This is a genomic window from Amycolatopsis rhizosphaerae (assembly GCF_007713715.1).
In the GTDB taxonomy this organism is placed as follows: Bacteria; Actinomycetota; Actinomycetes; order Mycobacteriales; family Pseudonocardiaceae; genus Amycolatopsis_E; species Amycolatopsis_E rhizosphaerae.
The window spans coordinates 1-3949 of sequence record NZ_VJWX01000597.1 but is presented as its reverse complement, the minus strand read 5'-3'; the positions used below and the strand labels follow the sequence as shown (position 1 = coordinate 3949).

Sequence of the window (3949 nt, the reverse complement as noted above, 5' to 3'; positions counted from 1 at the left end):
GAGGGCCGCAGGCGAGGGTCGCGGGCAGAGGGCGGCGCCGCCTTCGAGACGGCCCGTTGCCCGCTGCCTCCCGCCGTACCCGATCTGCTGGGCCGGGACGCGGAACTCGCGCGGCTGCGGGCCGAGGCCGCCGCGGACGCGCCGGGCGGGGTGGTGGTGTCGATCGTCGGGCATCCCGGGGTGGGCAAGACCACACTGGCCGTCTCCGCCGCCCACGAGCTCGCGTCCCGGTATCCGGACGGTTCCCTCGCCGTCGATCTGCGCGGCACGGACGACCGGCCGCTGAGCCCGCGCGCGGCGCTGGAACAGCTGCTGGGGGCGCTCGGACTGCCCGCACGGCAGATCCCGGCCTCCGAACCGGAACAGTCCCAGCTGTTCCGGTCCCTGCTGGCCGGGCGGCGGGTACTGGTGCTGCTGGACAACGCGGCCGACGAGGCGCAGGTGCGGCCCCTGATCGCGGCCGCACCCGGCTGTCTGACCCTGATCACCTGCCGCCGCGCCCTCGCCGGGCTCGAAACGGCTCGCTGGGTGTGGCTGGACCCGCTGGAGGCACCGGCCGCGGCCGACCTGCTGTCCGTGATCGTCGGCCCCGACCGGGTGCTGGCCGAACCGGAGGCGGCGACCGAACTGGTCGCGCTGTGCGGGAACCTGCCGCTGGCGGTTCGCATCGCGGGCAACCGGCTGGCCACCCGGCCGAACTGGTCCATCGCCTATCTGGCCGGCCAGTTGCGCGACGAGCGCACCCGGCTCAGTTCCCTGTCCGCCGGAGACCTCCAGGTCCGCTCGGCGTTCGAAATGTCCTACGGGCTCCTGTCTCCGTCTGCCCGGCGGGTGTTCCGGCGGCTCGCCGCCATTCCCGGTTCGGGATTCGGACCGGAACTGGCCGGGGTGGCGGCCGGGATGAGCGCGGCGGAGGTGCAGGTCCGGCTGGACGAACTGGTCGACGTGAACCTCGTCCAGGCCGCGGTGATCCCGGGCCGCTACCAGCTCCACGACCTGCTGCGCATCTTCGCCGGGGAACGGCTGGAGGCAGAGGAGGAGGCGGCGGAACGGTCCGCACGGTCCGAGGAGCTGCTGTCCTACCTGCTGCGCACCGCGACCATCGCGGGCAGGGCGTTCGATCCGCCGGTGCTCACCGCGCACCCGTTCGCTTCGCTCGACGAGGCGGCCGAGTGGCTTTACCGGGAGGCATCGAACTGGCGGGCCGCCCAGCGCCGGGCGGCGGCGGCGGGCCGGCACCGCGAAGTGGTCGACCTGGCCATCGCCATGCACTGGTACTCCGATGGCCGCACCCAGCAGCAGCCCTGGGACGAGATCTTCGCGCTCGGGGCCGAATCGGCGCGGGCACTGGGCAGCCGCCGGGAAGAGGCGGCACTGCTGAACTTCCTCGGCTGGGCCCGGTACTTCTGCCTCGGCGACAACGAGGGCGGGCGGGCCGCCCACGAGGCGGCGCTGGCGCTGGCCGTCGAGATCGGCGACCGGACCGAACAGGCCTGGGCGAACGCCTCCCTCGGCTCGGTGCTGACCCGGATGGGCAGACCGGAAGAGGCGCTCGAGCACGCGCGGCGGGCCGTGGACCTGTCCGGCGATCTGCCGTTCTGGCTCGGGCAGGGTTCCATCCGCAACGTCCTCGGCACGATCCTGCGGGTGCTCGGGCGGCCCGGAGAGGCGCTCGAGGTGCATCGGGGCCTGCTGGCCGACATCGAGAAGCACTACGACGAGGCGCATCCGTTCGCCCGCCGGTTCTTCCATTCCGCGACGCTGCAGTGCATCGGGCTGGCACAGAACGAGACCGGGGACTGGCCGCGCGCGGCGGAGACCTTCCGGCGGGCCAGGGAGCTGTTCGGCGAGGGCGGCAACGCGCTGGAGGAGGCCGACGCCGCGCTGAACGAAGGGCGGGCCCGGCGCGAGGCGGGCCAGTACGAGGCCGCGGCCGAATGCCTCCGGGCGGCGCTTCGCGGCTTCACCGGGGTGGCCGCGTGGTGGCCGCGGGCGCGGGCACTGGCCGAGCTGTCCACAGTGCACTGGCTGACCGGGGACGCGGCCGCCGCCCGCCGGTACCGCGACGAGGCGCTGGCGCTGTGCGAGGAACTCGGCACCCCCCAGGCGCGGGCGCTCGCCTGCGAACTGGCCTGATGCCCCGCTCAAACCACGCCGGGGGATTCGGCGCGGCCGATGGGGGAGAAAGTCCTCTGCCTTGATGACGAACGCCAGCGGCCCCGCCCGTGCCCGGCTCGTAGCTTTTTCCCCAGATACCGCCGGGCGAGGGGAGTGAGGTGCGATGGCCGGGAATTCCACGGGGCCGATCGTGGTGGGTGTGGACGGTTCCCTCGCGGCGCTGCACGCGGTGCGGTGGGCGGCGGCCGAGGCCGCGCAGCGGCACCGCGGGCTGCGGCTGGTGCACGCCACCGACGACGTGTCGGTCGACTATCCACGGCCCGCGCCGACCACCGCCGATCTGCACCACGTGCTGCGGATGCGGGGCCAGCACCTGCTGCGCGCCGCGCGCGACGCCGCGGTGGAGGCCGCGCCCGGGCTCGATCCGCAACTCGAACTCAGTCACAGCGGCGCCGCCGCCACCCTCGTGGGGGAGTCCGCGGCGGCGAGCCTGCTGGTGCTGGCCACCGCCGGATTGCGGCCACTCGGACGGACCTTCGCGGGTTCGGTGTCGATTTCGGCGGTGGCGCACGCGCACTGCCCGGTCGCGCTGATCCGCGGGCACGTCGCCGAGGAATCGCCGCCGGCCACCGGTCCGGTCGTGGTCGGTGTCGACGGCTCGCCGTCCAGCGAGGAGGCCATCGGCGTCGCCTTCGAGGAGGCCGCGTGGCGGGGCACCGCCCTCGTCGCGGTCCACGCCTGGGACGACAGTTTCCTGGCCGAGGTGTTCGAGGAGGGACGCTGGAAGCTCGACCGGGAGGCGGTCGAAGAGCACGAACGGGAGCTCCTCGCGCAGCGCCTCGCGGGCTGGCAGGAAAAGTACCCCGACGTGCCGGTGGAGCGGGTCGTGGTGGCCGGGCGCCCGGCCGAACGGCTGCTCGACCTCGCCGATCACGCCCAGCTGATGGTGGTCGGCAGCCGGGGCCGCGGGGGATTCGCCGGGATGCTGCTCGGCTCCACCAGCCAGGCGGTGATGTCCTACGCGCTGTGCCCCGTCCTCGTCGCCCGCCACCACCGGTGACGGAGTACGCGATGGACGGCCTGCTGGTCGCGGACCTGATGACCCACCCGGTCGTCACGGTGTCCCCGATGACCCCGTTCAAGCATCTGGTCGCGGTACTGGCCGAGTACCGGATCGGGTCGGTCCCGGTGATCGACTCCTACGGGCGGCCGATCGGCGTGGTCTCCGAAACCGATCTGCTGGCCAAGGAGGAGCAGCGCGGGGTGCTCAAACCGCCGTCCCTGCTGGCCAGCGGCCGCCGCTGGCGGCACTGGGACAAGGCCCGCGGCACCACCGCCGACGACGTGATGACGCGGGAGGTGCAGACCATCCGGCGCGACGAGTCCGTCTCGGCCGCCGCGCGGCGGCTCGTCGACGACGACGTGCGCCGCCTCTACGTGGTGGACGACTCCGGACGGCTGGTGGGCGTGCTCGCGCGCCGGGACGTGCTGCACGTGTTCCTGCGCGACGACGACGAACTGCGGGCCGAGATCGAGCGGGCGGTGTGGCGCTGCGTCGGCGACGAGGCGGACCAGGAACCGGCGCGGGTCAACGTGCGGGTGGTGGACGGCGAGGTCACCCTCACCGGCAAGGTGCGGCGGCGCAGCCAGGCCCGGCGCGCCGCGGAAGTGGTCGAGGCGATTCCCGGCGTGGTCGCCGTCTACAACGAGTTCCGGTTCGCCGAGGACGACGTCGTGGCGGGCTGAGCGCTGGTCCCGTGCTCGCGGGGCCGTGAGGGGGCCAGGGGCCCGGCAAAGTCGGTCCTTGCATGGGCGAGTCCCACCCTCCGGC

Annotated in this window: 3 protein-coding genes; all 3 read left to right on the top strand. The window is 73.9% G+C overall.

The window, feature by feature from the left end:
- A partial coding sequence (locus FNH05_RS33880; RefSeq protein WP_144592933.1) for an ATP-binding protein occupies positions 1-2136 on the top strand: 2136 nt, incomplete at its 5' end.
- A gap of 145 nt (positions 2137-2281) precedes the next feature.
- Positions 2282-3178, top strand: a complete 897-nt coding sequence (locus FNH05_RS33875; protein ID WP_144592932.1) for a universal stress protein — start codon at positions 2282-2284, stop codon at positions 3176-3178.
- A gap of 11 nt (positions 3179-3189) precedes the next feature.
- On the top strand, positions 3190-3864 hold the full coding sequence (locus FNH05_RS33870; protein ID WP_144592931.1) for a CBS domain-containing protein: 675 nt from the start codon (positions 3190-3192) through the stop codon (positions 3862-3864).
- Positions 3865-3949 lie beyond the last annotated feature (85 nt).